Raw genomic sequence first — 24,106 nt, 5'->3', positions numbered from 1 at the left:
GCTCATTAAAACAGACCAGTCCGCCTACTCAACCGTTGAGCCGGCCGGCATTGCGCCAGCACAAACGCCACCGCAGCGGCCATCGCGACGACTATGTCAATAGCCATTGGCGCCGGACGGGCGGCGCCGTGCAAATTAGAGCAATCATGTAAAAATAGCACGGGCACTCGTGCTAGGCTAGCTGATCCAATACGGGGGACGAGCTTTATGAACGAACAACAACAGCCAGTGACGGCCTTGCATCCGCATAGCGACGGCGAGGCCGATCCGCGCCTGATCCAGCAAGCCTTCGCCGCCCAGCGCGCCACCGCGCTGCGCTGGCGCGGCTCCAGCGCGGCCGAGCGCATCGCCCGCATCAAGCGTCTGCGCGACGCCATGATGGCGCGGCGCGAGGCGCTTTACACCGCCTTCGCCCAGGACTACCACAAGCCGCCGGCCGAGGTCGAGGCCACCGAGCTGTTGCCGGTGATGGAGGAGATCCGCCAGGTGCTGGGCGCGCTGAAGCGCTGGATGAAGCCGCGCCGCCACTGGCCGACCACCACCATGCTGGGCACCTACGCCTCGGTGCAATACCAGCCGCGCGGCCGCGTGCTGATCGTCGCGCCGTGGAACTATCCGCTGAGCCTGTGCTTCGGCCCGCTGGTGTCGGCCCTGGCGGCCGGCAACACGGTCATCATCAAACCGTCGGAAATGACGCCGGCGGTGTCGGCCGTGCTGGCCGAGATCATCGCCGCCGTCTTCCCGCCGGACGAGGTGGCCTTGTTCCAAGGCAGCCAGCCGACCTCGCAGGCCCTGCTCGAGCTGCCCTTCGACCACATCTTCTTCACCGGCTCGCCCAACGTCGGCAAGCTGGTGATGGCCGCCGCCGCGCGCCATTTGACCAGCGTGACCTTGGAGCTGGGCGGCAAGTCGCCGACCATCGTCGAGCAGAGCGCCAACCTGGGCCTGGCGGCGGAAACCATCATGTGGGGCAAGTTCCTCAACAACGGCCAGACCTGCGTGGCGCCCGACCACGTCTACGTCCACGCCTCGGTCAAGGAGGCCTTTGTCGCCGCCTGCAACAGCGTGCTGGCGGCGCGCTACGGCGCCAGCGCGGCCGAGCAGAAGCGCAGCCCCGACCTGACCCGCATCGTCAACGGCCGCCACACCCAGCGCGTCGCCGGGCTGCTCAGCGACGCCTTGGCGCAGGGCGCCGTGCTGCGCTGCGGCGGCGAGGTGGACCTGCAGCAATGCTACATCGCCCCCACCCTGCTCGACCAGATCCCGACCGGCGCGGCGATCATGCAGGAGGAGATTTTCGGCCCGCTGTTGCCGATCATCGCCTACGAGTCCTTGGACGAGGTCATCGCCACCATCAACGCCGGGCCCAAGCCGTTGGCGCTGTACGTGTGGAGCAAGCGCCAGGCGCATATCGACCAGGTGCTGCAACAGACCAGCTCGGGTGGCGCCTGCGTCAACCACTGCGTCGCCCACTTCGCCCACGGCAACCTCCCCTTCGGCGGCGTCAACAATTCGGGCATCGGCAACGCCCACGGCGAATATGGCTTCAAGACCTTCTCGCACGAGCGCGGCGTGCTGCGCGCCTCGCCGCTGATGCTGATCAAGCTGTTCTTCCCGCCCTACACGAAGAACCGCAACCTGCTGATCCGCAAGATCGTCGACATGCTGCGCCTGCCGATGCTGTAAGCAGGGCTTAGCCCTCGCGGCTGGTCGCCACCATGTTGCCGGGACGCAGGCGGCGGGCGGCGCGGCCGTCCGCGTCGAACAGGTGGAAGGCCTGGCTGTCGGCGGCGAAGGCCAGCGGCTGGCCCAGCCGCAGCGCCAGATTGGCGTCGCTGCGTATCACCACGTCCTGCCCGTCGGCCATGCTCAGGTAGACGTAGTTGGTCTCGCCCAAATGCTCGACCACGCTGACCGTGCCGGCGAAGCGCTGCGACGCCTGGCCGTCCGGCACGGCATGCTCGGCGCGCAGGCCCAGGCTGACCGCGTCGCCGGCGCGCAGGCCGCTGCCGTCGACCAGCGCGCGCACCTGGCCGCCCTGCTCCAGCGCCACCAACACGCCGTCCGCCGCCGCCTCGACCACCTTGCCGGCGAAAAAATTCATCGTCGGCGCGCCGATGAAGCCGGCCACGAAACGGTTGGCCGGCTGCTGGTACAACTCCAGCGGCGAGCCGGCCTGCTGCACCCTGCCCTCGTGCATGACGACGATCTTGTCGCCCAAGGTCATCGCCTCGACCTGATCGTGGGTCACATAAACGGTGGTGGCGCCCAACTGGCGTTGCAGCTTGGCGATCTCCAACCGGGTCTGCACCCGCAGCGCCGCGTCCAGGTTCGACAGCGGCTCATCGAACAAAAACAACTGCGGCTCGCGCACGATGGCGCGGCCGATCGCCACGCGCTGCCGCTGGCCGCCGGACAGCTCGCGCGGCAGCCGCTCCAGCAAATGGCCAATTTTCAAAATCTCCGCCGCCTTGCCCACCCGCGCCGCGATGGCGGCCTTGCCCTCGCCCGCCACCTTCAGGCCGAAGGCCATGTTCTTGAACACCGTCATGTGCGGATACAGCGCGTAGCTCTGGAACACCATGGCGATGCCGCGCTCGGCCGGCGGCAGATGGTTGACCTCGCGGCCGTCGATCAACATGCTGCCGCCGCTGATCCGCTCCAGGCCGCACAGCATGCGCAACAGGGTCGACTTGCCGCAGCCCGAAGGCCCGACCAGCACGACGAACTCGCCGTGGCCGATGTCCAGGTCGATGCCGGCCAGCACGTCGGTCTTGCCGTCATACGATTTACGCAATTGCCTCAGACTCACACTAGCCATCTTGCCTTCCTTTGTTTTGCACTTGCCCTTGGATTACTTGACCGCGCCGGCCGTCAGGCCACGGATCAGCTGGCGCGAAAAGATCGCGTACATCAACAGCATCGGCAACACCGCCAACGACAAGGCTGCCAGCACCGAACTCCAGTCCGTCGCGTACTGGCCGATGAACTGCTGCACGCCCAAGGTGACGGTCTGCGTGTGCTCGGACGGCGCCAGGATCAGCGGGAACCACAGATCGTTCCAGGCCGGGATCATGGTGAACACGGCGACGGTGGCGATGGCCGGGCGGACCAGCGGCAGGATCACCTGGAAGAAGATCTTGAACTCGCCGACGCCGTCGCAGCGCGCCGCGTCCTTCAATTCGCCCGGCACCTGGCGCATGAACTCGGTGAGTATCATCACCGCCAGCGGCAAGCCCTGTGCCGTGTACACCAGCACCAGCGCCAGCAAGGTATTGGTCAAGTTCAGCGCGACCATCAGTTCCAGAATGGACACCGTGCCCAGCCGAATGGGAATCATGATGCCCAGCGCTAGGAACAGCGCCAGCAGGCGGTTGCCACGGAAGGAGTATTCCGACAAGGCCCAGGCCGCCATCGCGCCGAACAGCACGATCAACAACAGCGAACCCAGCGTGACCACCAGGCTGTTGCCGTAGAACAGAAGGAAGTTGGTCGCCGACAGCACCTTCTGAAAGCCCACCAGCGACAGCGTGGCGGCGCTGGGCAGCGCCAGCGGATCGTCGAAGATGGCGGCGCGCGACTTGAGCGAATTGATCAGGATCAGCGCAATGGGGAACAGCGCCAGCGCGGTGTAGGCCAGCAGCACGATATGCACCGCCAGCCGGCCCAGATCGGGCCGCAGCAGCGCGGACTCGGACGAAGGTGTCATGCCGCCCTCCTCACAGCGCGTAGCGGCTCAGCCGCCGCTGCACACCAACAAAATACGCGCCGACACCGAGCAGTATCACCAGGAACATCAGCGTGGCCACCGCCGCGCCCATGTTGGCGTTGCCGACCTGGGCCTGGTAGCCGAAGAAGGTGCGATAGAACAAGGTGCCGAGGATGTCGGAGGCGTAGTTGGGGCCGGCCAGCGCGCCCTTGACGGAATAGATCAGGTCGAAGGCGTTGAAGTTGGCGACGAAGGTCAGGATGGTCACCAGCCCCAAGGTTGGATAAATCAGCGGCAGCTTGATGTCCCAAAAGATGCGCAGCGCGCCGGCGCCCTCGACGTGGGCCGCCTCGACGATCTCCTCCGGCACCGCCAGCAGCGCCGCGTAGATCAGCATGGTCGGAATGCCGATGTACTGCCACACCGAAATCAGCGCCAGCGTCGCCAGCGCCGTGCCCTCCTGCCCCAGCCACGGTTGGAACAGGCCGGCCGCGCCCACCGTGCCCAGCAGGCGCTCGCCGACGCCCCACAGCGGCGACAGGATCAGCTGCCAGATGAAGCCGATGATCACCACCGACAACAAGGTCGGCAGAAAAATTAAGGTGCGGTAGGTGCGCGCGCCGCGCAGGCCCTTCAAGCTGAACAAGGTGGCCAGCAGCAGGCCGATGGGATTTTGCAGCAACATGTGGATGGCGAAGAACAGCAGGTTGTTGCGCATCGCGTTCCAGAACGCCATCGACCAATCGGCGTCGAACAGCACGGTGCGGAAGTTGGCCAGGCCGGCGAAGGTCTGGCGGCCGGCGTCGTCGCTGCTGAAGAAGCCCTGGCGCAAGGTATCGACCAACGGCAGCGCGCTGAACAGCGCATAGATCAGCAAGGCCGGCGCCAGGAAAGCCGCCAGTTGCCAGCGGCCGATGTTGCGGTCGGCAGGTTGCACAGGAATCTCCAAAAAAACGCGGTCTTGCAACGACCGGCGTGATGCCGGCCCTTCCCCCGCAAGCCAGGGGTCTGACCCCGCGGGGTCAGACCCCGACCGTGGCGGATCGGGGTGGGGTGGGGTAAAAAAATGCCGGCGCCTGGGCGACGCCGGCACAACAAACGCCGAGGAGGAGGAGGCGTTTTCTTTATTGCGGTGGCTTATACCACTTGGCAAATCCGTTTTGCAGCTTGGCCGCCGCGTCCTTCGGCGCCAGCTTGCCGTTCAACACCTGGGCGTTGATGTTCCACAGCTCGTTCTCCATGCTCGGCTGGCCCCGGTTGAGCACCTGCGAATTGACCCGGATGGTCGAGGCGCAGCTGGCGCGCCAGTCGACCATCTGCTTGGCCAGCGGATCGCGCACCTTGACCGGATGCTTGGACAGCGAGAAGAAACCGGTGACGCGGTTGGTGTAGATGTCGGCGAACTCGGCCGAGCCGACCCAGCTCAGGAAGGTGTAGGCGTCGGCCTTGTTCTTCGAGCGCGTGTTGACGCCCATGCCGATGTCCATGTGGTCGGAGATGTAGCACTTGTCCGTGGCGCGCTTGACCGGCGGCGGAAAGGCGCCCAGCTCCAGGCCGGAAGTCTGGTTGAAGTAGGAGATGTCCCAGGAGCCGGCCGGATAAATCGCCGCCCGCCCCAGCGCGAACTGGTTCTGGCTGTCGCCGTAGGTCTGTGCGCTGGCGCCCTTGGCCAGATAGGTGCCCAGCTTGGCCTCGTACTCCAGCGCGCCGACGAAGGCCGGATCGGTGAACTTGGCCTTGCCGGCGATCAGCGACATGCGGCCGTCCTCGCCGTGCCAGTAGTTCGGCCCGATGCTGGTGAAGACGATCTGGCTGGACTCCCACTGGTCGGCCGTGCCCAGCGCCAGCGGCGCGATGTTGCCGGTCTTCTTGATCGCGTCGAGCACGCTGAAGAACTCCGCCTCGGTCTTGGGCGGCTGCAGGTTCAGCTGCTTGAAGATTTTTTTGTTGTAGAGGAAGCCGTGGATCACCGAGGCGATCGGCATGCAGAAGGTGTCCTTGGCGTCGTCGGTCTGCCAGGCCAGCAAGGCGATGTTGGGGAAGTTCTGCATACCCGGCTTGCCGTCGAGCTTGTCCAGATGGCCCTTCTTGTACAGCGCCAGCGAGACGTCGAAGGGACGGCAGGCCATCAGGTCGCCGGCGGTGCCGCCGGCCAGCCGGGCCGCCAAGGAGGAATCGTATTCGGTCGGCGCGGTCGGCGAGAACTTGACCTTGATGCCGGGATGCGTTTTTTCGAAGGCGGGAATCAGCACCGTCTCCCACAGGGCCTTGTCGTCGACCCGCCAACTTTCGATGAGCAGATTGCCGGCGCGGGCGGCGCCGGCGGACAACAACGTCAACAGCAGTGCATGGCCTAGGGTCCTGTGCAGCTTCATTGCTTGTCTCCTTGTATCGAAACGCGGAATCGCTTCTCTGTCGGAAGCATCGCCTGAGCTCGGCGTGTTTTTGAATCGTAACACCGAATCTTGGCAGATTCGCTAGATTTCTTTACCACAAGCTGGCGGCTTACAATTCTTTACGCGCAAGTGGTATGGCCCGCGCCACGACGGGCTTTGCGGCCCGTCGGCCGCCACGCCGCCTGCCCCGACCAGCAACACTACGCAAGATATCCTTACGAAAAATTACATGGGCGACCAGGCCGGCGCCGGCGCGATGGTGACGCCGCCTCGACCGTTCGGCGAATCGACGCACTTGCGGCCCATTTGCCCGAAGTTGACGATTTGTCACTCAAGACACTTGAATCGGCGCCGCTTCGCAGGCAATATCGCGGCTCCTAAGCAGCTGCGGAGTTTCAACATGAAGGTATGCATCATCGGCGCCGGCGCCATCGGCGGATTTCTCGGCGCGCGGCTGGCGGCGGCCGGCGCCTGCGAGCTCAGCACCTTGGCGCGCGGCGCCACCTTGGCCGCCCTGCGCGAGCACGGCTGGCGTCTGCAGCAAAACGGCGCCCTGCTGCAAGTGCCGGCGCGCGCCGCCGAGCGCGCCGCCGAACTCGGTCCGCAGGATCTGGTGGTGATCGCCGTCAAGGGCCCGGCGCTGGCCTCCGTCGTCGCCGACATCGCTCCCCTGCTCGGCCCGCAGACCATCGTGCTGCCGGCCATGAACGGCGTGCCCTGGTGGTTCGGCAGCGGCGTCGCGGCGCTCGGCGATGCGCCTTTGGACAGCGTCGACCCCGGCGGCCGCGCGGCGGCGGCGATCCCCCTCGCCGCCGTGCTCGGCTGCGTGGTGCACGCCAGCACCGCCACCACCGAACCGGGCGTGGTGGCGCACAAGATGGGCCAGGGCCTGATCATCGGCGAGCCGGCCGGCGGCGAGTCGGCGCGCGCGCAGGCCGTGTGCGAGCTGTTCCGCCACGCCGGCTTCGACGTCACGCTGTCGCCCCGGGTGCGCTACGACATCTGGTACAAGTTGTGGGGCAACATGACCATCAACCCCGTCTCGGCCATGACCGGCGCCACCACCGACCGCCTGCAGGACGACGAGCTGGTGCGCAACTTCTGCTCCGCCGCCATGCGCGAGGCGGCCGTCGTCGGCGAGCGCATCGGCTGCGCCGTGCTGCAAACGCCGGAGGAGCGCCACCTGGTCACGCGCAAGCTGGGCGGCTTCAAGACCTCGATGCTGCAGGACGTCGAAGCCGGCCGCGCCATCGAGCTCGACAGCATCGTCGGCGCCGTGCGCGAGATCGGCCAGCGCGTCGGCGTGGCCACGCCCAACATCGACGCGCTGTTCGGCCTGGCGCGTTTGTTCGCGCGCGGACGGGGGCTGTATCCGGCCGCTTAGGAGTATGCCCCCACGGCAACCCAACGGTCAAAATGCTATTGGCGATTCTGGCCGTCGCAGGTCTGAAACTTGATGTGCGCCGCGCCAGGGCAGACTAGGATCGGCCGTATCTGAAGCTCATTGTGTAACCGCAATATGCCGCTTGGCGCTTACCGAATAATGGGCGTTCAAGCGGCGTCCACACCAGCCCGTCACGGCTTGCCAGCTTGCTTTCTCGTCAGTAAATCCAACGGAGAAACAATATGGCAAAGGAAGAAGTTTTTTTGCCCAGCCTATGGCATCGCCTGATGGCGGCTGGCGAGTCCGAATCTCAACATATCCCCATCATTCAGCAGAGTTTTGAACAACTCAAAGCCTCGGTTGCGCACGATCTAGAAGACTTGCTCAACACCCGCGTAGCCATCCCCACCGACAGGCTCGCCTTCTACCCCAGATGTCGCAAGTCCATTTTCAACTACGGTCTGATCGACTTCGCCGCGTTTTGCACCACCAGCGCCGAGGACAGGAAGGCTATTTGCCGTCATGTAAACACCGCCATCGCCCGCTTCGAACCCCGCTTGACGCACGTGCAGGTCGACATATTCATCGAACAAAGCTCGACCAACCGCATCGATTTCGTGATTTCCGGAAAACTGAAAGCGCGTCCTTTCGACCGCATTGAATTCAACGCGATGCTCCAGCCCTCATCCCTTCGTTACTCCGTCAAACCCGATGTTCGCGGTACAGCCAAGCGATTGGAGCGGCCATGAGCAAGGACATTCTACCTTTCTACGAGCGCGAACACAGCAACGTCGCGCTCTTGATTCGCGAGTTTGCCGAGCAGTATCCCCAACTGGCTTCTGTGCTTGGCATCATCGACGGCGTCTGCGAAGACCCCAGCGTACTGCGTATTATCGAAGCGCTCGTGATGATGGGCGCGCGCATCCTGCAACAACTCGAGGATAGCTACCCTCAATTCACAGATACTCTGCTGAATGTGAATTATCCGCACTACACGCGGCCGTTTCCATCGACCTCGATCGCCCGCGTCGACTACGACGGCGCCGATACCAAGACCATGAGTACCGTAACGACGATTCCGCGCGGCGCACTCCTGAACTCGCTCGAACACAAGAACGTCATCTGCCAGTTCCGCACGACGTATCCGGTAACGATAGCGCCGATGATCATATCAAGGGCGGAATTTTTCACGCACTTCCGGGCGCCACCGGCGCTTCGCCTGCCCGTCGAGGCAAGCACCTTGATCGACATCGTGATCGAAGGCACTTGCGCCACGCTCCCGCTGGATCGGCTCGCCCTGCCATCACTGCGGGTCTTCATCGATGGCGATCCGTCCCTGCGCGCAACGCTGCAGGACACCTTGATGATGCGGGCCGTGCGCGCCTATGTTGAAGCGAACGACGACGGCCAGTGGCATCCATTGAAAGGCAGCCCTCTTGCGAGTGCTGGCTACGCGGACGACGAGGCCCTCATCCCCTTCAAGGCAACATCGCACCCCGCCTATCGCCTCATTAGCGAGTACTTTACCTATCCGGCAAAATTCAACTTCATCGACATCGATCTAGCATCCATCCGGAAGGAACTCCCGCCCGACAGTCAACAATTGACACTGCACCTGGCAATCGTCGGTATCGGCGCCGATTCGGACATCGCCCGCGTCCTCAAGCCACTATCGAACAAGAATCTCCTGCTGTCCTGCACGCCCGTCGTCAACCTGTTCAAACGGGCGGCGTCGCCAATCGACCTGACGCAGACGAAAGCCGAATACCCCTTGATTGCCAGCGCGGAGCAGGCCGCAGCCTTCGAGATCCATAGCGTCGACGCGGTCCATGTCGTGCGCGACACGCCGAAAGGCAGCACGGTCACGCAGTTTTATCCCTATTACTCGATGCGCCACGGCCTGGCGGGCGACCGCAAGGGGCACTATTGGCATACTCGCCGCGACAGCATCATCGCCCAGACCAGCCCCGGGTATGAAACGCATATCGCCCTGACCGACATCGACCTCAATCCCTTGGCCCTAGAGACGGCGACCATTTCCGCCGAGCTCACTTGCACCAACCGGGATTTGCCCAACTCGCTGCGGGTGGGGCAGGCAAACGGCGACTTGAAACTTGAACGCGCCCCGGCCAACTACCCGATCCGCCTGCTGCGCAAACCAACGCCCACCTATCGCTTCCCGGCGGAAGCCCATTGGCGGCTGATCTCGCTTCTGGCGCTCAACCACCACTCGCTCGTGCAACAGGATTTGGACGCATTCACCGAGATGCTGACCTTGCACAACCTGCCCCAGTCGGCCGTTCAACAGCACCAGATCAAAGGCATCGTCGGTCTGGCGTACCGGCGCACGCGCGTCTGGCTGAAGGACGCGCACGGCGGCGGGCGGGTGAGCGGCATCGAAGTCCACCTCACCATCGACGAGGACGCCTTCGTCGGCAGCGGCCTCCATTCCTTCATCCAAGTAATGGACCGCTTTCTAGGGCTGTATGCCGACCTGAACAGCTTTACCCAACTAATCGTCTTCTCGACGGCGACAGGAAAGGAGATAGCACGATGCAATCCCCGCAGCGGCGACAGCACCATAGCGTAATCCAGCGCCTGCTGGACCAGCCCCACCGTTTTGACCTCATTCAATCGTTGCGCATGCTCGATCTATGGCTGCGACGAAACGGCATCGCCCACGAAGCGGCCCTGCCCCGCCATGTGCGCTTCCGCAACAGCGTGTCGATGAACTTCCCCGCCAGCCAGATCGAAAGCCTGTCGGCGGTCGGCGAGATCGACATCGACACGGACCAGGATCTGCAATCGGCGTTGGCCGGCGGGCAGCTTTACCAGCTGTCCATCACGCCCGCCTACCTCGGCTTCTTCGGCGTCAACGGCGTCATGCCCAACCACTACACGGACGGCATCGCCAGCCAAATCCTCATCAAAAAATTCGAGGGCGCGCGCGCCTTCTTCGACATCTTCTCCAACCGGCTTCTCAATCTGCACTATCAAGCCTGGGCCAAGTACCGCATCCACTATCGCCTCGACGCGCAAGGCCGGGACGTACTGCTGCCGATGCAACTGGCGCTGGCGGGTGTTCGCCGCCCGTCAAAGCTGCCGGCGGCAGAGGAAGAGGCGGCGCGGGACGACAGCATTATCGAGGATGAGTTCATCGCCCACTACGCGGCCGTGCTGCGGCACCGGCCGGTGTCGCCCCGCGTCATCGCGGGCGTGCTGAGCGAGTACTTCGCCCTGCCGATACAGGTCGAACAGTTCGTCGGCTGCTGGGACAATTTGGCCGACAAGGACATTTTCAAGCTCGGCGTCCAAAACCACGTCCTCGGGGAAGGCGTCATACTCGGCACGCGACGCTGGGACCGCCAGTTCCGCGTCCGCCTGCGCGTCGGCCCGCTATCCAGGGCCGACTTCGACCGGTTCCTGCCGGGCGGCGAGAACCGTCGGACGGTCGAAAAGCTGCTGGCCTTGTTCCCCCTTCCCTCCGTCGAATTCGACATGTGCCTGGTGTTGCGCGCCGCCGACGTTCTGCCGGTCGCCCTGGGAGACCAGTGCAACTCAAGGCTGGGCTTGGGCGCCTTCCTGGTGACGCAACCGTCCACCAAGGATCGCGACGACATTGTCTTCAAGCTGGATGTCTAAGCCGCAGCGTGGGCGCGGCCGACGACAATGGACCCAAAAATTGAAGGAGCGGAACATGGCGAACTCGAAGAGCATCTATGAAAAAATCCCCTTCGCGCGCGGCAATGGAACCGGCATCCACGTGGCGAAGCCGCTCAAGGACAAGATCGTTGAGGTCCGCCACAACCTGCCCGGCTCGATCATTCTGGTACATGGTGTCAACGACGTCGGCACCAGCTACGAAGCCGTCGAATCCGGCCTGTGCGCGGGGCTGGCCGAACGCCTGTGCGGCCAGCTCACCCCGGCGAAGTATTCGAATCCGACCGTCGCGGACAGGGAGAAGGTGGAGGACGACCCCGACGCGGTCTTCTTCAAACGTAAGGTGACCGAGGCAACGCACAGTCCGGTCATTCCCTTCTACTGGGGCTTTCGCGAAGTCACGAACAATGCCGTGCATGGCTCGAGAACCAAACACGGCCAGGCGCTGGATCGAAATGGCAACCGTCTCGACAAGGACTATTCCAAGGGAGGCGGGCCATTCGCCAACGCCACCAGCACCCTACCCGACATGTGGAATCGCGGAAAATCTGGCTTAAAGGGGGGGCTAGACAAAGCCCAGAAGGATGCAACCCATCCGATCATGGACAACCCCGGGCGCCTGTACATGATCCTGGCGGCGCGGCGGCTGGCCGCCCTGATCACCATGATCCGCGACTACGACGCCGACGAAACCGTTTCCATTGTCGCCCACAGCCAGGGTTGCATGCTCAGTCTCCTGGCGCAGGCATTCCTGCTCGACCCGGCCTTCCTCGCCAAGCAGGCGAACGCGCGGCCGGCCGACACCCTGGTGTTGTGCAATCCACCGTACAGCCTGCTAGACAAGATTCCAAAGCTGACAAACGCGGTCGACTATCTCTCCGGGGAAGACGCGGCGATGCACGGCCACTATGCCGACATCGACGGAGTGCAAACACTGAACGCGCGGCTGACCACCTTGGTCAACATCGTCAAGGGAGTGGAACGGCACAAACACGCCACGCCAACACTGGCCGAACTCCCCGACACGGAAAAACACTTCGGCGTCGTGGGTGGCAAGTGGGAGGCCGGCAGGGACCGCGACAACCGCGGCAAAGTCTACCTCTATTTTTCCCCGGAAGACATGACCGTGGCCCTGTCCAACGTGCAAGGCATCGGCTGGCAGGGCGTTCCGGACTATCAACGCGGCTCGAGAATTACCACCAAGCCATTAATGGGGAGAAACGACGACGGCGAGTGGATGGATACCGGCCTGATGTACGAGACTTCGGAGGAGATTGTTCGCAAGCCCATAAGCGAGCTGGGAAAGTCCTTCCTTCAACGGGTCTTCACCATGAAAAGGCGCCCGGACTTCCACAACGGCGCTCGCGTACTCATTGGGCAGAAAAACGCGCCGAACGACTTCGCGCTACGCGGCCAGGGCGAGGACGACCAGGCGCATACGGCCGAAAGCGACAGCTGGGCTAGCAAGAATGTCATCCGGGGTCGCCTGCCCATACCGAGCGATGCCTCTAGCGCGGCGTCGCCGGACGAAAAAGCACGCTTCAATCTACGCCGCATCAACGGCGAAGCCCTGCCAAAACCGGTACTCGCCAGCATGGTCGAAGGCGCCCAAGCCGACGACCAAGGTCGCCCAGGCGCCCGCGAGCAGGTCGACCCCATCGACGCCGCCATTGCATCCACCAGCAAGTATGGCGTCAATCAGGTATGGGATTGCATCGCCGACCCGACCCACAAAGCGGACTTCAGCCAACGAGATGAGGCGGCTTCCAGCCAGTGTCCCCAGCTCTACAAGGGATACGTGGCGCAGGCCATGGGCTACGAACACACGGTGATGGAAGAACTAAACCGAAACAAACCAGCCGACCAGCATTGCGAAGTCTTCAAAGTGTACCTGTGCATGGAAGGCGCCATGTCCCGGCGTCCCATCCGCCCTATCAAGCTGTTGATCCTGCGCAGCGAGACAGGCATCGAGGCCCGCCGACGCTGGCAACACGCAGCCGTTCCCCGCTCGTTTCACGGCGCCATCTACGGCGGCAGGGAAAACCATCGGCAAGTCACCGCATACGACGTGGCCATCGGCGGCGGCAACGCGCCGACCCACCCACTGTTCTATGCCTACTTGTGCGCGGTGGCGGACTGGCGACTAAAAAAGCCTGAAAAAAACGAGAAAAAACGCCAAGGCATACTTGAATGGGAGAAATTCGAGAACACCTTCTCAGTCTATTGGAAAGCAGAGCCGGCTTGGCGTAAAGATCTAATCAAAGGCAACTCCGTCTATTACTCGTCAGGTGCTTTGCCGGCTTCCTTGCCGCTGTTGCCGAAGGGACTGCCGGTTGCCGTTGTGTCTGAAACACTGAATCAAAACCGCATTGTCGGGAAAGGCCAGGGGAAATGAGCAACGTTCCACAGCCCCCCATCGAGCGGCCGGACATTTGGAAGTACCTGCAGGGCGCGGTCGTGCTCTTTCTCATACTCCTTGCCGCATACGCTGCTATCGAAACGGACGAGTTCCGAGCTTTAATAAGAGGTCAATCGGAGATGGAAATGAGAAAACTATGGTGGATCGCTGTCCCGGCACTCGCAATTGTAGTGGTGCTCTCCAGTCACTGGGTTAGCGCGTCAAGGCAATTTCAGACGCGGCAGGCCCAGGCAAAGGTTCAGCACGAACTGGCGCAACAGAGACTTGCCGAAGCGCGTACCGAAAAAGGGCGCCGCGAGTATGTCTTAGAAGTAATTGGACTCGGCGTGACGGTCGAAAAATACAGGCAGGGCAAGCTGTGGGATGTCTTGCAAAAGGGCACACCATATTCCGAAATACGCGAAAAAGATCCCCACAAGTATCCCTGGTCAGGTCTTGAAAAGGAGCAAACAACCGGCGGGCGCGAGGGGGACACTTTGGACAATGGCGCGTGGAGGTCTCCGGACTGCTGGGGTGTCCCCGTGTTTAACGCGCAGCCCCCCATTCAAAATCCGGCGTTGGCCGACTCCCCACTTTCGCCGACGCCAGGCCTAACAACCGGCGCCGAATCGAATGGTATGGCATCCCACCTCTTTGTTGTCGGGTCTGTAAAATTGAAGGAAAGACCCGATAGACTACTTGACGACGTCTTCGATTTTTTTGACAAAAACCCCGACATTCCCTACGTTGTGCTCAACTCAGATGACAGCAGCACAGTTCGCAACATGTTTGCTTACAAAAGAAAAAATACCGACGACGGCTACTTCATTCCCTCCATGCCCGATGCCTCGGTGCTCTTTTTGCTCGCCCGTCGCGAGCGCGTCGATGCAATCCGCCCATTCGTGTTCGAGGACGTCAGCAACGAGAAAAGCGTCGAGTATCAGAATAGTGAAGGCATTTCACGACGGCTGTTTGTTGCCTACCTTGATCTTAAGAATTCGCTCCCAAGGGTAGACCCGGAGAACACGGCCGCTCGTAAGCCCACGATCAGCGAATGGCTAACGGCGGCGGCCAAGTTCGCCGCGCGGCCCGAACTACGCGGCAACAAGCCGGGCAGCTACCGCGACCTTGCATTCCATATCAAGCACCGGGTTCCATACGACTGGAAACCCACACCCTGGTTCCCTGTGCCGTGGGAAACGTTCCAGCTAGCCACCTTCGACAGCCTGCCGACCATGGGCTTCATCCACCGCCCCGTGTTCGTCAACACCAGCGACGAACATGGCAAGCCGCTGGCGAAGCTCGACCAGCGCAGGAAGGCGCTGCTCGCCGGCCTTCAGGAGGCGCTGCTCACCCTGCCGGAAGCCGAACGCGCAGCCGCGCCGGCCCGCATCATCGCCGGCACCAACAACAACGTGGATCAGTTGCTGGCGCTCGAAGGCATGCTGCACGACTTCGCCGAACTGGGCGGCCCCAGCATCGACACCGGAAAACTCGACCAGTTCACCAACACCGACCGGCGCCTAGGCAACACCGGCGCGGCGACCTGGTTCGTGCAGATGGGCATCGGGGTGATGGGCAGCTACCGGGCCGGCGGCGTCAGCGCCGCGATCAACCTGCGCGATCAGCACGAGGCCAGCATTGTCCTCATCAGCCCGCCATCGGAAGAAAAGCGGCAAGCGCAACAGCAAGCGCGCGGGGACATCTTCAAGCCCAGGAATTCACCGGACATCGATCCCGCCAACTACGCCCCACCATCCAAATAGAGCTTCTGCCGGTAGCTCAATTTCCGACAACTTGGAAATTTGCAGTTTTTCGCGTATCCAACACGCCGGCGCTGCCGACGTCCACCCGCCGCGCCCGCGCGCGTCGCCATGACCCAACCTAGGAGATGAAATGGAAAACGACAACGATCTGGGCGACTTGATTACCGCCGGCGACGGCTTGAACACCGGCAACCGCGCTCTGCGTCTGCGCCTGGCGTTTGCGGACGGCATTTCCGACAACGTCCTGCTGCCACAGCGCATCTCCGGCGCCGAGCAGCTGTGTGGCGGCATCGAGTACCGCATTCTGTGCGTCGCCAGCGACGCCTGCATCCCGCTCAAGACCTTCATCGGCCTGGGCGCCGAATTGCAGATCGTCACAGACCGGGGCGAGCTCCACAGCGTCTGCGGCGTCGTCACCGAGGCCAGCGCCGGACAGAGCGATGGCGGCCTGGCCACCTATCAACTGTTGCTGAGCGATGCGCTCAGCGTGATGGATTTGCGCACCAACACCCGCGTCTTCCTGAACAAGAACGAGCTCGACATCATCGAGGTTCTGCTCAACGAATGGCGCCAAGGCAACCCCACCCTCGCCGCCGCCTTCGACTTCGAGCTCGCGTTCGAACTCGGGCAGCAGGCCTATCCCAAGCGGGAATTCACCATGCAATACCAGGAGACGGACGCCGCTTTCTTGCGGCGGCTGTTGAAGCGCCGTGGCATCGCCTGGTACTTCCGCGCCGGCCCGGCCAGGCCGGCGACAAGCGACGACGACGACGGCCGGGAGACGCCGCCCATGCACACCCTCGTCATGTTCAGCGACCAAAACCAGTTGAAGGAGAACCGGGCCGGCAACGTGCGCTACCACCGCCTCGACGCGACCGAAAAGCGCGACGCCATCACCGCTTGGTGCGCCTCGCGTTCACTACGCCCCGGCAGCGTCGAGGGTTTCAGCTGGGACTATGGCGACCCGATGGCGACCGAGTTCATGCGCACCGGCGCGCGCGGCACGGTCGACCAGGGCACCCGTGGCAACCGGGTGGCTGAATTCCTCAACGACTACCGCATCGAAACACCCCACATCGGCGACGATAACAGCGACCACGCCGCGATGGGCCGCACCCGCATGGCGCGCCACGACTACGAAGCCAAACACTACCGGGGCGAGAGCAACATCCGCGACCTGCGCATCGCCGAATGGAACAGCATCGAGGGACACCCGGAACTGGACCGGCACAGCGACGAGGAGCGCAAGTTCGTCGTCACCGCGTTGCACGTCACAGCGCGCAACAACCTGCCGAAGCGGTTCGACGCCCGCATCAACCGGCTGTTCGCCCTGAGCGGCTGGGCGGCGGCCGACACCGACGCGGCGGCCGCAGAACCGACGCCGTATCGCAATCAATTCACCTGCGTCAGGCGCGGCATCAAGATCGTGCCAGCCTTCGATCCGCGCGTCGACGTGCCGTTCGCCCGCATGCAAAGCGCCATGGTCGTCGGGCCGAGCGACGAGGAGGTCTTTTGCGACCAGTACGGCCGGGTCAAGGTGCGCTTTCCCGGCATGCGCCCGGAGGACCACGAGCACGCCCAAGGCAGCGGCGCCTCCGACACCGACGCCGACTCCGCCAACGTGCGGGTGGCGACGCATTGGGCCGGCGGCGGGCCGGGCAGTGTGCGCCAGTTCGGCGGGCAGTGGCTGCCCCGCGTCGACACGGAGGTGTTGATCGCCTTCGTCAACAACGATCCGGACAAGCCGATCATCGTCGGCCAGTTGTACAACAAGCGGTCCACGCCGCCCGCGCTGAGCAGGAACGGCGGTCTGCCCGGCGAGCGCTTCCTGTCCGGCCTGCGCAGCCGCGAAATCCGTGGCGCGCGCGGCAACCAGCTGTGTCTGGACGACTCGCCGGGCCAGATCAGCGCACAGTTGGCCAGCGACCACGGCCATAGCGAACTGAACCTCGGCTGGTGCAGCGCACCGCGCGCCAACGGCGCCGGCGCGCCCCGGGGCGAAGGCGCCGAATTGCGCAGCGACGAGTACATCGCCCTACGCGCGGCCAAGGGCCTGTTGCTGAGCACCTGGAAACACCTAGAGAAGGCCGGCGGGACGAGCGGCAAGCAACTGGCCCGCGACGAGTATTCCGCCTTGATGCGCGACTGCGGCAGCCTGTTCAGCGCGCTGGGGAAATACGCTGCGAAGCATCAAGCCATGACACAGGACGGCAAGGAGCAGGAAGAGCTGCAATCCTTGTTCGACAAATGGGAGAACGGCAGCAACACCGCGCCCAAGGGCAGCGACGGCGGCGCGCCGGTCATCGCGCTCACCGCGCCGGCCGGCGTCAGCTTCGCCAGCGCCAAAGCCATCGTCAGCTATGCCGCCAGCAACATCGACACCGTGGCGCAGCAGCACCTGCAGATGACGGCCGGCCAGCGCGTCAACCTCAACGCCGGCAAGGGCATTTCGCTGTTCTCGCACCACGACGGCGTCAAGGCCATTGCCCACTACGGCAAGTTCCTAATCCAAAGCCAGCACGACGACACCGAACTCAATTCCGCCAAGACGCTCAAGCTGACCGCCACCGAGGGCAAGCTCAGCGCCATGGCCAAGGTGATCGAACTGATCGCCGAGGACGGCTCGTTCATCAAGATCGGCGCGGGCGGCATCACCCTCGGCAGCAGCAGCGGGCTGAAGTTCCACGCGCCCGACTTCGTCTTCGAAGGCCCGACCACGATGGCCGCCGAGCTACCTAAATTCGACGCCGGCGACACCGAGCTCAAGTTCGCCGCCAGATACTACGCTGGCATCGACGGCGGCCTGCCCGCGCCGGGTTTGCCGCACAAAATCAAACTGAGCGACGGTGCCGACAAGAACGGCCGCAACGACAGCAAAGGCGGCAGCGAACTGCTGAAAAGCGACGCCATGCATATAGTGGCCATCGAGATACTGGACCAAGAACCTAAGAAGTAGGAGGAGCGAAGCATGGCCAACTCGAAGAGTATCTATGAAAAAGTCTCCTACACGCGCGGCAATGGAACCGCCATCCAGGTGGCGAAGCCGCTCAAGGACAAGATCGTTGAGGTCCGCCACAACCTGCCCGGCTCGATCATTCTGGTGCATGGTGTCAACGACGTCGGCACCAGCTACGAGGCCGTCGAATCCGGCCTGTGCGCGGGGTTGGCCGAACGCCTGTGCGGCCAGCTGACCCCGGCGAAGTATTCGAATCCGACCGTGGCCGACAAGGACAAAGTGGAGGACGATCCCGACGCGGTCTTCTTCAAACGTAAGGTGACCGAGGCAACGCACAGTCCGGTCATTCCCTTCTACTGGGGATTTCGAGAGGAGCAGAACTCCGTCAAGCCTGGATGGACTACCAAACACGGCCAGGCGCTGGATCGAAATGGCAACCGTCTCGACAAGGACTATTCCAAGGGAGGCGGGCCATTCGCCAACGCCACCAGCACCCTACCCGACATGTGGAATCGCGGAAAATCCGGTTTAAAGGGGGGACTAGACAAAGCCCAGAAGGATGCGACCCATCCGATCATGGACAACCCCGGGCGCCTGTACATGATCCTGGCGGCGCGGCGGCTGGCCGCCCTGATCACCATGATCCGCGACTACGACGCCGACGAAACCGTTTCCATTGTCGCCCACAGCCAGGGTTGCATGCTCAGTCTCCTGGCGCAGGCATTCCTGCTCGACCCGGCCTTCCTCGCCAAGCAGGCGAACGCGCGGCCGGCCGACACCTTGGTGTTGTGTAATCCACCTTACAGCCTGCTAGACAAGATTCCAAAGCTGACGAACGCGGTCGACTATCTCTCCGGGGAAGACGCTGCGATGCACGGCCACTATGCCGACATCGACGGAGTGCAAACACTGAACGCGCGGCTGACCACCTTGGTCAACATCGTCAAAGGAGTGGAACGACACAAACACGCCACGCCAACACTGGCCGAACTCCCCAACACGGAAAAACACTTCGGCGTCGTGGGTGGCAAGTGGGAGGCCGGCAGGGACCGCGACAACCGCGGCAAAGTCTACCTCTATTTTTCCCCGGAAGACATGACCGTGGCCCTGTCCAACGTGCAAGGCATCGGCTGGCAGGGCGTTCCGGACTATCAACGCGGCTCGAGAATTACCACCAAGCCATTGGAGGGGAAAAACGACGAAGGCGAGTGGACGGATACCGGCCTGATGTACGAGACCTCGGAGGACATCGTTCGCAAGCCAATGAGCGAGCTGGGAAAGTCGTTCTTTCAACGGGTCTTCACCATGAAAAAGCGCCCGGACTTCCACAACGGCGCTCCCGTACTCATTGGGCAGAAAAACGCGCCGAACGACTTCGCGCTACGCGGCCAGGGCGAGGACGACCAGGCGCATACGGCCGAAAGCGACAGCTGGGCTAGCAAGAATGTCATCCGGGGTCGCCTGCCCATACCGAGCGATGCCTCTAGCGCGGCGTCGCCGGACGAAAAAGCACGCTTCAATCTACGCCGCATCAACGGCGAAGCCCTGCCAAAACCGGTACTCGCCAGCATGGTCGAAGGCGCCCAAGCCGACGACCAAGGTCGCCCAGGCGCCCGCGAGCAGGTCGACCCCATCGACGCCGCCATTGCGTCCACCAGCAAATATGGCGTCAATCAGGTATGGGATTGCATCGCCGACCCGACCCACAAAGCGGACTTTAGCCAGCGAGATGAGACGGCTCTCAGCCAGTGTCCCCAGCTCTACAAGGGATACGTGGCGCAGGCCATGGGCTACGAACACACGGTGATGGAGGAACTAAACCGAAACAAACCAGCCGACCAGCATTGCGAAATCTTCAAAGTATATCTGTGCATGGAAGGCGCCGCGTCCCGGCGTCCCATCCGCCCTATTAAGCTGTTGATCCTGCGCAGCGAGACCGGCATCGAGGCCCGCCGACGCTGGCAACACGCAGCCGCTCCCCGCTCGTTCCACGGCGCCATCTACGGCGGCAGGGAAAACCACCGGCAGGTCACCGCATACGACGTGGCCATCGGCGGCGGCAACGCGCCGACCCACCCGCTTTTCTATGCCTACTTGTGCGCGGTGGCGGATTGGCGACTTAAAATTCTCAACGCAAATGAATATCTTCGCAAAGGCGTACTTGAATGGGGGAAATTCGAAAATACGTTCTCAGTCTATTGGAAAGCCGAGCCGCCTTGGCGTAAAGATCTAATCAAGGGCAACGCCGTCTATTACTCGTCAGGTGCTTTGCCGGCCTCCTTGCCGCTGTTGCCGAAAGGACGGCCTGTTGCCGTTGTGTCCGAAACACTGAATCAAAATCGCATTGTCGGGAAAGGCCAGGGGAAATGAGCAACGTTCCACAGCCCCCAATCGAGCGGCCGGACACTTGGAAGTACCTGCAGGGCGCGGTCGTGCTCTTTCTCATACTCCTTGCCGCATACGCTGCTATCGAAACGGACGAGTTCCGAGCTTTAATAAGAGGTCAATCGGAGATGGAAATGAGAAAACTATGGTGGATCGCTGTCCCGGCATTCGCAATTGTAGTAGTGCTTTCCAGTCACTGGGTTAGCGCGTCAAGACAGTTTCAGACGAGGCAGGCCCAGGCCAAGGTTCAGTACGAACTAGCACAGCGGAGGCTTGCCGAAACACGTACCGAAAAAGGTCGTCGCGAGTACGTTCTGGAAGTAATTGGACTTGGCGTGACGGTGGAAAAATATAGGCAGGGCAAGTTGTGGGATGTTCTACAAAAGGGCACACCATATTCCGAAATACGCGAAAAAGATCCCCACAAGTACCCATGGACTGGTATCGACAAGGATCAGACAACCGGTAGCAGGGTGGGCGACACACTAGAAAACGGCGCTTGGGCATCGCCCGACTGTTGGGGCGTTCCCGTGTTCAATGCCCAGCCGGAAATTCACAACAAGGCTCGCGTTGATGGTCCGCTGTCGCCGTCGCCGGGTTTGGTTGCCGGCGCCGAATCGAACGGAATGGTATCGCATCTTTTCGTAGTCGGCCCGCGACGCTACGGTGAGCGGCCCGACCGATTGATTGAGGAGGTGTTCGCCTTCTTCGACGCCAATCCTGACGTACCCTATGTCGTACTTAACTCCGACGACAGCAGCACAACGCGCAACATGTTTGCAACAATTGAAAAACCACGCGAGGATGGTTACTACATTCCCGCCATGCCCGATGCGTCGGTGCTCTTTTTGCTCGCCCGTCGCGAGCGCGCCGATGCAATTCGACCATTCGTCTTCGAGGACGTCAGCAACGAGAAAAGCGTCGAATATCTGAATAGTGAAAGCATTTCACGACGGCTGTTTCTTGCCTACCTTGACCTTATGAAATCGCTCCCAAGGCGAGACCCCGAGAACACGGCAGCTCGCCAGCCCACCATCGGCGAATGGCTAGCGGCGGCGGCCAAGTTCAGCGCGCGGCCCGAGTTACGCGGCAACATGCCTGGCAGCTACCGAGACCTTGTATTCCATCACGAGCACCGGGTTCCGTACGACTGGAAACCCACCCCATGGTTCCCGGTCCCGTGGGACAAGCTTCGCCTAGACGCCTTCGACGGCCTGCCGACCATGGGCTTCATCCACCGTCCAGTGTTCGTCAACACCAGCGACGAGCATGGCAAGCCGTTGGCGAAGCGCGACCAGCGCAAGAAGGCGCTGCTTGCCGGCCTGCAGGAGGCGCTGCTCACCCTGCCGGAGGCCGAACGCACCGCCGCCCCAGCCCGCGTCATCGCCGGCACCAACAACAACGTGGAACAGTTGTTGGCGCTGGAAGGCATGTTGCACGACTACGCCGAACTGGGCGGACCCAGCATCGACTCCGGCAAGCTAGACCAGTTCACCAACACCGACCGGCGGCTCGGCAACACCGGCGCGGCGACCTGGTTCGTGCAGATGGGCATCGGGGTGATGGGCAGCTACCGGGCCGGCGGCGTCAGCGCGGCGATCAACCTGCGCGATCCCCACGAGGCCAGCATCGTCCTCATCAGTCCGCCCTCGGAAGAAAAGCGCCAAGCGCAACAGCAATCGCGGGGAGACATCTTCAAACCCAGAAACTCGCCGGACATCGATCCCGCCAACTACGCACCACCGTCGAAGTAGATTTTCTTCCAAAACCAGCGTGCTCAATTTTAGGGGAAACGGAAAACAATCATATGGAGGCACCCGTGAGAAAAATATGGTGGATCGTTGTCCCGGCGCTCGCAGTTTCAGCGCTGCTTTCCAGTCACTGGTTCAGCGCGTCAAGGCAGTTTCAGACGAGGCAGGCCCAGGCAAAGGTTCAGCACGAACTGGCGCAACAGAGACTTGCCGAAGCGCGTACCAAAAAAGGGCGCCGCGAGTATGTCTTAGAAGTAATTGGACTCGGCGTGACGGTCGAAAAATACAGGCAGGGCAAGCTGTGGGACATCCTACAAAAGGGCACACCATATTCCGAAATACGCGAAAAAGATCCCCGCAAATACCCGTGGTCAGGTATTGAAAAGGATCAAACGACCGGTGGGCGCGAAGGAGACACCTTGGAAAATGGCGCATGGCAGTCTCCGGACAGTTGGGGCGTGCCAGTGTTTAACGCTCAACCCCCTATTCACAATCCGGCGTTGGCCGACTCCCCACTGTCGCCGACGTTAGGCCTCACAACCGCCGCCGAATCGAATGGGATGGTATCCCACCTCTTTGTTGCCGGGCTTGCAAAGTTGGAGGAGAGGCCTGATAGGCTACTTGACGACGTCTTCGATTTTTTCGACAAGAACCCCGACATTCCCTACGTTGTGCTCAACTCAGACGACAGCAGCACAGTTCGCAACATGTTTGCCACCATAGAAAAACCACGCGAGGACGGTTACTACATTCCCCCCATGCCCGATGCGTCGGTGCTCTTTTTGCTCGCCCGGCGCGAGCGAGTAGATGCCATCAGGCCATTCGTCTTCGAGGACGTCAGCAACGAGAAAAGCGTCGAATATCTAAATAGTGAAAGCATTTCACGGCGGCTGTTTCTTGCCTACCTTAACCTTATGAAGTCGCTCCCAAGGGTAGACCCCGAGAACACGGCAGCTCGTCAGCCCACCACCAGCGAATGGCTAGCGGCGGCGGCCAAGTTCGCCGCGCGGCCCGAACTACGCGGCAACAAGCCGGGCAGCTACCGCGACCTTGTATTCCATCCCGAGCACCGGGTTCCATACGACTGGAAACCCACCCCATGGTTCCCGGTGCCGTGGGATAAACTTCGCCTAGACGCCTTCGACGGCCTGCCAACCATGGGCTTCATCCACCGTCCCGTGTTCGTCAACACCAGCGACGAACATGGCAAGCCGTTGGCGAAGCGCGACCAGCGCCAGAAGGCGCTGCTTGCCGGCCTGCAGGAGGCACTGCTCACCCTGCCGGAAGCCGAGCGCGCCACCGCCCCTGCCCGCGTCATCGCCGGCACCAACAACAATGTGGAACAGCTGCTTGCACTGGAAGGCATGTTGCACGACTACGCCGAGCTGGGCGGACCCAGCATCGACTCCGGCAAGCTAGACCAGTTCACCAACACCGACCGGCGGCTCGGCAACACCGGCGCAGCGACCTGGTTCGTGCAGATGGGCATCGGGGTGATGGGCAGCTACCGGGCCGGCGGCGTCAGCGCGGCGATCAACCTGCGCGATCCCCACGAGGCCAGCATCGTCCTGATCAGCCCGCCATCGGAAGAAAAGCGGCAGGCGCAACAACAATCGCGGGGAGACATCTTCAAACCCAGAAACTCTCCGGACATCGATCCCGCCAACTATGCACCACCAACCAAGTAGTTCCACGCGGCCA

At 62.4% G+C, this 24,106-nt stretch carries 15 protein-coding genes; 11 read left to right on the top strand and 4 right to left on the bottom strand.

The window, feature by feature from the left end:
* Positions 1 to 207 precede the first annotated feature (207 nt).
* Positions 208 to 1,686, top strand: a complete 1,479-nt coding sequence (locus BM252_RS15705) for an aldehyde dehydrogenase family protein (protein ID WP_093388616.1) — start codon at positions 208 to 210, stop codon at positions 1,684 to 1,686.
* Positions 1,687 to 1,693: 7 nt separating this feature from the next.
* On the opposite strand, the gene BM252_RS15700 is transcribed toward BM252_RS15705, so the two are convergent.
* The 4 genes from BM252_RS15700 to BM252_RS15685 form a co-directional block, all read right to left on the bottom strand.
* Positions 1,694 to 2,821 (bottom strand): ABC transporter ATP-binding protein, encoded by a 1,128-nt coding sequence (locus tag BM252_RS15700; protein ID WP_093388615.1) that lies wholly within the window; start codon positions 2,819 to 2,821, stop codon positions 1,694 to 1,696.
* Between the two features lie 33 nt (positions 2,822 to 2,854).
* A complete protein-coding gene (locus BM252_RS15695) occupies positions 2,855 to 3,709 on the bottom strand; it encodes a carbohydrate ABC transporter permease (RefSeq protein WP_093388614.1) in 855 nt (284 codons plus the stop codon).
* A 10-nt stretch (positions 3,710 to 3,719) separates the two neighbouring features.
* On the bottom strand, positions 3,720 to 4,646 hold the full coding sequence (locus BM252_RS15690) for a carbohydrate ABC transporter permease (protein WP_245774278.1): 927 nt from the start codon (positions 4,644 to 4,646) through the stop codon (positions 3,720 to 3,722).
* A gap of 187 nt (positions 4,647 to 4,833) precedes the next feature.
* Entirely contained in the window at positions 4,834 to 6,084 is a 1,251-nt protein-coding gene (locus BM252_RS15685) for an ABC transporter substrate-binding protein (protein WP_093388613.1), read from the bottom strand.
* Positions 6,085 to 6,505: 421 nt separating this feature from the next.
* Here BM252_RS15685 and BM252_RS15680 point away from each other — a divergent pair, with 421 nt between their 5' ends.
* The 10 genes from BM252_RS15680 to BM252_RS15635 all read left to right on the top strand — a co-directional run bounded on the left by BM252_RS15680 (position 6,506) and on the right by BM252_RS15635 (position 24,093).
* Entirely contained in the window at positions 6,506 to 7,489 is a 984-nt protein-coding gene (locus tag BM252_RS15680) for a 2-dehydropantoate 2-reductase (RefSeq protein WP_093388612.1), read from the top strand.
* 242 nt (positions 7,490 to 7,731) lie between these two features.
* Positions 7,732 to 8,238, top strand: a complete 507-nt coding sequence (tssE, locus tag BM252_RS15675) for a type VI secretion system baseplate subunit TssE (RefSeq protein ID WP_093388611.1) — start codon at positions 7,732 to 7,734, stop codon at positions 8,236 to 8,238.
* On the top strand, positions 8,235 to 10,079 hold the full coding sequence (gene tssF, locus BM252_RS15670) for a type VI secretion system baseplate subunit TssF (RefSeq protein ID WP_093388610.1): 1,845 nt from the start codon (positions 8,235 to 8,237) through the stop codon (positions 10,077 to 10,079). The genes tssE and tssF overlap by 4 nt, the downstream gene beginning before the upstream one ends.
* Positions 10,043 to 11,131: a type VI secretion system baseplate subunit TssG gene (gene tssG, locus BM252_RS15665; RefSeq protein WP_093388609.1), complete on the top strand. Its 1,089-nt coding sequence runs from the start codon at positions 10,043 to 10,045 to the stop codon at positions 11,129 to 11,131. Before tssF ends, tssG begins: the two co-directional genes overlap by 37 nt.
* Before the next feature lie 55 nt (positions 11,132 to 11,186).
* Positions 11,187 to 13,544, top strand: coding sequence for a T6SS effector phospholipase Tle3 domain-containing protein (locus BM252_RS15660; RefSeq protein ID WP_174900547.1), 2,358 nt, complete (start codon positions 11,187 to 11,189; stop codon positions 13,542 to 13,544).
* Positions 13,541 to 15,313 carry a type VI lipase adapter Tla3 domain-containing protein gene (locus BM252_RS15655; protein WP_093388607.1) on the top strand — a complete coding sequence of 591 codons (1,773 nt, stop codon included), beginning with the start codon at positions 13,541 to 13,543 and terminating at the stop codon, positions 15,311 to 15,313. The genes BM252_RS15660 and BM252_RS15655 overlap by 4 nt, the downstream gene beginning before the upstream one ends.
* Positions 15,314 to 15,443: 130 nt before the next feature.
* A complete protein-coding gene (locus BM252_RS15650; protein WP_093388606.1) occupies positions 15,444 to 18,269 on the top strand; it encodes a type VI secretion system Vgr family protein in 2,826 nt (941 codons plus the stop codon).
* 12 nt (positions 18,270 to 18,281) lie between these two features.
* Positions 18,282 to 20,639 carry a T6SS effector phospholipase Tle3 domain-containing protein gene (locus BM252_RS15645; protein ID WP_093388605.1) on the top strand — a complete coding sequence of 786 codons (2,358 nt, stop codon included), beginning with the start codon at positions 18,282 to 18,284 and terminating at the stop codon, positions 20,637 to 20,639.
* A complete protein-coding gene (locus BM252_RS15640; RefSeq protein ID WP_093388604.1) occupies positions 20,636 to 22,408 on the top strand; it encodes a type VI lipase adapter Tla3 domain-containing protein in 1,773 nt (590 codons plus the stop codon). Before BM252_RS15645 ends, BM252_RS15640 begins: the two co-directional genes overlap by 4 nt.
* 65 nt (positions 22,409 to 22,473) lie before the next feature.
* The gene (locus tag BM252_RS15635; RefSeq protein ID WP_174900546.1) at positions 22,474 to 24,093 is read left to right on the top strand and encodes a type VI lipase adapter Tla3 domain-containing protein; all 1,620 of its coding nucleotides are present in this window, start codon (positions 22,474 to 22,476) and stop codon (positions 24,091 to 24,093) included.
* The last annotated feature ends 13 nt before the right edge of the window (positions 24,094 to 24,106 follow it).

This window comes from Rugamonas rubra (genome assembly GCF_900114705.1).
GTDB lineage: Bacteria > Pseudomonadota > Gammaproteobacteria > Burkholderiales > Burkholderiaceae_D > Rugamonas > Rugamonas rubra.
The sequence above is the reverse complement of the archived record's forward strand: the minus strand, read 5'-3'. Positions and strand labels throughout refer to the sequence as shown.

Coding starts and splice junctions, on each gene's coding strand:
- BM252_RS15705 (WP_093388616.1), top strand. CDS start 208: ATGAACGAACAACAACAGCCAGTGACGGCCTTGCATCCGCATAGCGAC.
- BM252_RS15700 (WP_093388615.1), bottom strand. CDS start 2,821: ATGGCTAGTGTGAGTCTGAGGCAATTGCGTAAATCGTATGACGGCAAG.
- BM252_RS15695 (WP_093388614.1), bottom strand. CDS start 3,709: ATGACACCTTCGTCCGAGTCCGCGCTGCTGCGGCCCGATCTGGGCCGG.
- BM252_RS15685 (WP_093388613.1), bottom strand. CDS start 6,084: ATGAAGCTGCACAGGACCCTAGGCCATGCACTGCTGTTGACGTTGTTG.
- BM252_RS15680 (WP_093388612.1), top strand. CDS start 6,506: ATGAAGGTATGCATCATCGGCGCCGGCGCCATCGGCGGATTTCTCGGC.
- tssE (WP_093388611.1), top strand. CDS start 7,732: ATGGCAAAGGAAGAAGTTTTTTTGCCCAGCCTATGGCATCGCCTGATG.
- tssF (WP_093388610.1), top strand. CDS start 8,235: ATGAGCAAGGACATTCTACCTTTCTACGAGCGCGAACACAGCAACGTC.
- tssG (WP_093388609.1), top strand. CDS start 10,043: ATGCAATCCCCGCAGCGGCGACAGCACCATAGCGTAATCCAGCGCCTG.
- BM252_RS15660 (WP_174900547.1), top strand. CDS start 11,187: ATGGCGAACTCGAAGAGCATCTATGAAAAAATCCCCTTCGCGCGCGGC.
- BM252_RS15655 (WP_093388607.1), top strand. CDS start 13,541: ATGAGCAACGTTCCACAGCCCCCCATCGAGCGGCCGGACATTTGGAAG.
- BM252_RS15650 (WP_093388606.1), top strand. CDS start 15,444: ATGGAAAACGACAACGATCTGGGCGACTTGATTACCGCCGGCGACGGC.
- BM252_RS15645 (WP_093388605.1), top strand. CDS start 18,282: ATGGCCAACTCGAAGAGTATCTATGAAAAAGTCTCCTACACGCGCGGC.
- BM252_RS15640 (WP_093388604.1), top strand. CDS start 20,636: ATGAGCAACGTTCCACAGCCCCCAATCGAGCGGCCGGACACTTGGAAG.